Annotated in this window: 4 protein-coding genes; 2 read left to right on the top strand and 2 right to left on the bottom strand. The window is 44.1% G+C overall.

Going from position 1 to position 5,681, the window contains the following annotated elements; translation table 11 throughout:
- Positions 1–214 precede the first annotated feature (214 nt).
- On the bottom strand, positions 215–910 hold the full coding sequence (locus tag Q1V93_RS05015; protein ID WP_300662337.1) for a Crp/Fnr family transcriptional regulator: 696 nt from the start codon (positions 908–910) through the stop codon (positions 215–217).
- Positions 911–1,028: 118 nt separating this feature from the next.
- Between Q1V93_RS05015 and hemN the strand changes: the two genes are divergently transcribed.
- Both hemN and Q1V93_RS05025 read left to right on the top strand, forming a co-directional pair.
- Complete coding sequence (gene hemN, locus Q1V93_RS05020) at positions 1,029–2,384, top strand: oxygen-independent coproporphyrinogen III oxidase (RefSeq protein ID WP_300662339.1); 1,356 nt, start codon at positions 1,029–1,031, stop codon at positions 2,382–2,384.
- Positions 2,385–2,399: 15 nt separating this feature from the next.
- Positions 2,400–4,766: a heavy metal translocating P-type ATPase metal-binding domain-containing protein gene (locus Q1V93_RS05025; protein ID WP_300662342.1), complete on the top strand. Its 2,367-nt coding sequence runs from the start codon at positions 2,400–2,402 to the stop codon at positions 4,764–4,766.
- 71 nt (positions 4,767–4,837) lie between these two features.
- Here the strand turns inward: Q1V93_RS05025 and Q1V93_RS05030 are convergent.
- On the bottom strand, positions 4,838–5,681 hold an 844-nt coding region (locus tag Q1V93_RS05030; RefSeq protein ID WP_300662345.1), incomplete at its 5' end, for a T9SS type A sorting domain-containing protein.

Consider the following 5,681-nt stretch of genomic DNA (forward strand, 5'->3'; position numbering starts at 1 on the left):
CGGTTTTAGGGCGTTTCAGCCGTTTTATGCCCTCTTCAGTCCTGTTTTCCAGGGATCAGAAAGGAATAAGACCTTGAAATCCTAAAATAAAAACATGTTACAGATTTGTAAAACCTACTGCAAAAAATGGAGTTCATCTCCTCTACCTACACCCCAACACTTAACTATAAGCATCTTGATTCTAACTCATCAACCCTTCGGCATTCGGTGTCTTTTATCGGTGTCCTCCTGCCAATTGGATGATTTCTTCTTTTTTGACGATGAAGATCTTCCGCGTCTGCGTGTCGATCAATCCCTCTTCTTTGAAATCCTTCAACAGGCGGATCAACGTTTCGGTAGCCGTTCCAACGAAATTCGCCAAATCTTCCCGCGAAAGGTTGATCGGTTCGTCGCCGTAAATATCAGCAAGAATCATCAGGGAATAAGCCAAACGTTCACGCACTGTTTTTTGTGCCAGATTGGTAATGAAAATGGCTCGTTCACCCAATTCTTTCGACAATTCCTGGATCAATGAATTGCGCAGACTGACGTTGGTATCCATCATATTCAGAAAATCATCCTTGGAAACGAAACACACATTCGAATCTTCCAGCGTGGTCGCCGAAAGTTTGTAAGGCTCGCCGCTCAGCATAGCCCTGAAGCCGATCACTTCCCCTGCTTTCGCAATGTGAACGATCTGCTCTTTCCCCTCATCACCCAAAGCATACACCTTCACTTTTCCGTGATTGATGCAAAAAACACCTCGCGGAAAACTTCCTTCTACAAAAATCGTCTGATTCTTTTTATAAAACTGACAGGACTTATGGTGATTTAGCTTCGTAACTTCATCTGGGGTAAATTGCCCGAAAAGACTGTTTGTTCTGGCTGCACATGCGTCACAACTCACATGTTTATGTGATTTTTCCACCATAAGCTTGTCTTCGTCAATTTATTTCCTGCGAAGTTAGCTATTTTACTGATTCTACGAAAACTGATGTACATCATTTTTTCAAGGTTTTGAACAATTTACTTTTGCAAAAAAGTTCGGTATGACGGCAAGTGAGTTAATCCAAAAGTACAATGTTCCCGGACCACGCTATACTTCCTATCCTCCTGTTCCTTATTGGAACATCCGGCAATGGCAGGTAAACGATTGGCTTTCTTTGGTGCGAAAAGCACAACATGCGGAAACGGATAAAAAATTGTCTCTCTACATTCACCTTCCCTATTGCGACTCGCTTTGCACCTTTTGCGGCTGTCACAAACACATCACAACCAATCACCAGGTGGAAAGCCGGTACATTGATGCAGTTCTGAAAGAATGGCAATTAATCGCCGGGAATCTTGATCCGGAAAGTGAAATTGAAGAAATCCATTTAGGTGGTGGAACACCTACTTTTTTCGGGGCAGACGAATTGGTTCGGCTTATAGAAGGATTGAAGCAAATACTTCCCTTCTCCCTACAAATCGAAATGGGGTTTGAAGCACACCCGAACTCCACAACGACCGAACACCTCTCAAAACTTCACGCATTGGGTTTCAAACGCATCAGTTTCGGAATCCAGGATTATGACCCGCTTGTGCAAAAAGCCATTCACCGGATTCAATCCAAAGAACACGTGCTTTTTTGTCATGAAAATGCACGTAAATCCGGTTACGAAAGCATTTCCCACGATTTGGTCTTCGGTCTGCCGAAACAATCCATGGAAGGATTCAGAAATACGGTCGAACAAACCTTGAATCTGAAACCCGACCGGATTTCGCTTTATTCCTACGCACACGTTCCCTGGGTGAAAGGAACCGGACAACGAGGCTATGACGAAGCAGATCTTCCAAGTGCAGACCTGAAACGCCGTTTGTACGAATACGCCAAAGGTGTTTTTCTGCAGGAAGGCTACATCGAAATCGGGATGGATCATTTTGCCCTGCCGGACGATACATTAGCTCTTGCTGCTTCTCAGAAGAAACTTCACCGCAATTTCATGGGCTATACCACCACCCCGAATTCCTTGCTGATCGGTTTGGGAATGTCGGCTATTTCGGATTGCAAACTCGGTTTTGCGCAAAATGAAAAAAGTGTGAGCCAATACCTGAAACGCGTTGAAAACAATGAGCTTCCAATCACCAAAGGACATCAGTTAAGTGAATCGGATTTGGAAATCCGGCAGCATATCCTCCATTTGATGTGTCATTTTGAGACCACATTTCCCGAAACGACCACTTTGGATCGAAAAAAAACAGAAGAAAAACTTGCTGAAATGGTAAACGACGGTTTATTGACAATCAAGGACGGAACCATTGAAATTTCCGAAACGGGAATGCCCTTCGTGCGGAACTGCTGCATGGCTTTTGATGCTTATTTTGAGAACGATATCGCAGCCAGAAAATTTAGCATGACGATCTAACATCACCCCGACGAAATGGAACGACAAAAAACAGATACAACATGCTTTCACTGTCACGATCAGCTGAAGAATTCGGTACTTTACCTGGACAGTCATGCATTTTGCTGCAACGGCTGTAAACAGGTGTATCAATTACTTTCTGCACATGCTTTGGGTGCTTATTACGAACAGGACGAGCAGGCAGGAATTCGTCCGAATCACATTCAGGAAGGCGCTTTTGCCGTGTTGGACGATCCGGAACTGCGGAAACGTTTTGTGGATTTCCAGGAACAGCAAACCGTTCGTGTGACCTTACATCTTCCTCAAATTCATTGCGCCAGCTGTATTTACCTCCTCGAACACTTACATAAGCTGAATGACGGGATTATCCGTTCCAGTGTTCATTTTCCGAAAAGAACGGCAACCATTACGGTCAATACGGAAAAAATCAAACTTTCCGAAGTCGCGGTGTTACTGACAAAGATCGGTTACGAACCCGATTTCAAATCCACCGACAAATCTGCTTCTACTTTTGATAAACGCTTGCTGCTTCAACTGGGAATTGCCGGGTTTGCATTCGGAAGCATCATGCTCTGGAGTTTTCCGGAATACCTGGGAATCGACAAAACCTACGCGGGAGTCCGGAATCTGAGTTCTTATCTTTCGTTCGCCGTTTCCATTCCGGTGTTATTGTTTTCTGCCAGAGATTATTTCAAATCGGCAATCGGCGCATTGAAAATCAAAACGCTGAACCTGGATATTCCCATTGCAATTGGAATTTTAGCACTTTACATCCGAAGCTGTGTGGCCATTTTCACCAACGAAGGTCCGGGATACATGGATTCCTTTGCCGCTTTTATCTTCTTTTTGCTTATCGGGAAATGGTTCCAGGGAAAAACCTATCAATGGCTTTCTTTTGAGCGCGATTTCCGTTCCTATTTTCCGGTTGCCGTGATCAAAAAAGAACAGGGAGGTTCCATTCTTTGCCCGATTGATGAATTAAAGATCGGAGACCGGATTGCCATCCGAAACGAAGAAATCATTCCCTGCGATTCGGTGCTGCTCTCAGAAAAAGCAACCATCGATTACAGTTTTGTGAGCGGTGAATCCGATTGGATTGAAAAGAAAAAAGGCGATTTCATCTATGCCGGTGGGAAAAGTTACGGTGAAACCATTGAACTGACGGTTTCCAAAACCACCGAACGGAGCGCCTTAACCCAGCTTTGGAACGAACGGCATGCCAAACGAACGGAGCTGGCCTTTCAAACGCGGCAAGACCGCATTTCAAAATACTTTATCGCAGCGGTCATTGCCGTTGCCGGAATCTCTTCACTGGTTTGGGGGTTCGTCGACCCGGTTCAAATTCCGGAGATCATCACTTCTGTGTTGATCGTAGCTTGCCCTTGTGCTTTGGCACTTTCCGTTCCGTTTGTCTACGGGAATATCCTGAGAGTGCTTGGAAAAAACGGTTTTTACCTGAGAAACACAGCCATTATCGAGCGCATTCAGAAATGCAATGTCGTGGTGTTCGATAAAACCGGAACCTTGACCGAACAGGATCACAAACACATTCATTTCGAAGGGAAAGATTTATCCGAAACGGAAACAGCCATTCTTTATTTCATGACCAAACACGCGGTTCATCCGTATGCAAAGGCCATTCACGATTCGTTGAAACCAATGCAACATTCCTCTTCTTCCCATACCCCGATTGAAATTCCGGGAAAAGGGATCGGGTTCGGGAACTACAAGCTTGGTTCAGCAGAATTTACAGGAGCAGAACACCCGGAAAGCGACGAATCTGTTGTATTTTTTGCCGACGGAGATTCCATCATCGGGAAATTTGTGTTTCAATCGAGTTTGCGCACCAACCTGGAGAAGCTTATCCCGGAATTGGCTCAAAACTATCAACTAGCGGTCATTTCAGGAGATAAATCAAAGGATCACGAGATGCTGAAAGCAATTTTCCCCGAAAAAACCACTTTTCTTTTCGAACAGCAGCCTTTGCAAAAGAAAGGATTTGTGGACCAGCTTCAGCAAAGCGGAAACTATGTTCTGATGATCGGAGACGGATTGAACGATGCCGGAGCTTTGAACAGCGCTTTTGTCGGAATTGCCTTGTCGGAAGATTTGGTTCGCTTCACTCCGGCTTCAGACGCAATCCTGAAAGCACAACATTTAAGCAATTTAGCAGCCTATTTCCGCTTCATCCGCGATGGAAAGAAATTCCTGAAGATTTGTTTTGCCTTTTCGATCTGTTACAACCTCACCGGAATCGGATTTGCCGTTTCGGGAGCTTTAACACCTTTCGTTGCAACCGTTCTGATGCCGTTGAGTTCCATTACGGTTGTTTCATTGGCAACTTTGCTGACGGTGCGAAAGAAATTCCCGATTATAACTTAAGCGATCAACGTATACTTCTGAAACAAGAAAAATCCGGTTCTGAATTTACAAAACCGGATTCTCCCTAAAGATTATTGCTTGATAAATTGTTCCAATTGTGTTCCGGAATCGGATACAATCTTGAAATAATAAGTTCCTGCCGGGTAAGCTGACACATCAAAAACTTGTCTTTTAGCCGCTTTAGAATTCATTTCTAATACCTTTCCTCCTGCATCGACAATCGAAATCGTATTCCATTCAGAAGTTGCTTCAACTGTAATAGCCCCATTAGTCGGATTCGGGAAAACAACAGCATTTTTCGGATTTAAATTATCAGCTTCATGTTTCTTCACGATTTCCTGTATCTCTGATTCGGTGAATTGCCCTGGCGATCCCAGATCAATCAGGGATTTTTCAGAAATATATACAATCCGGCTGGAGTCCTGTGAACTACAAACTCCATTTTCAAATCTCATCCGATGAGTCATCAGGTAATATTGTCCGGTTACCAGTACCGGAAGCGGTGTTGACGCATCTACAGAGAAAACACTTCCTGCTCCCGGGTTTGAATACGGACCGCGAACCAGGGTAACAGGCGAGCCACCCGGACCAGTTGTTGTATACAATTCCCAGGAATGAATCACTCCTGGCATTCCCTCAGTTGAAACTCCTGAAAAATTAGTTAATGAAGAACCACTACTTCCCAAACCTGAAACATTGAATATCGGATCAAGATTCGGATAAACGTAAACCGTATATGTTGTAGAGATCTCTTCACAACCACACAAATCCGTTACAGTAATCGTTACCTCTTTCGGAGCAGTTGTGATAGTTCCCCAATTAACAACAGTAAAACCGCGTCTATCCAGATTAACTGTAAATAAAACATCTGCCGGCAGGATTGAAACGGAAGGTGATACTCCTGTGGTTTCAATT

The organism is Fluviicola sp. (assembly GCF_030151805.1).
Classification (GTDB): domain Bacteria; phylum Bacteroidota; class Bacteroidia; order Flavobacteriales_D; family Crocinitomicaceae; genus Fluviicola.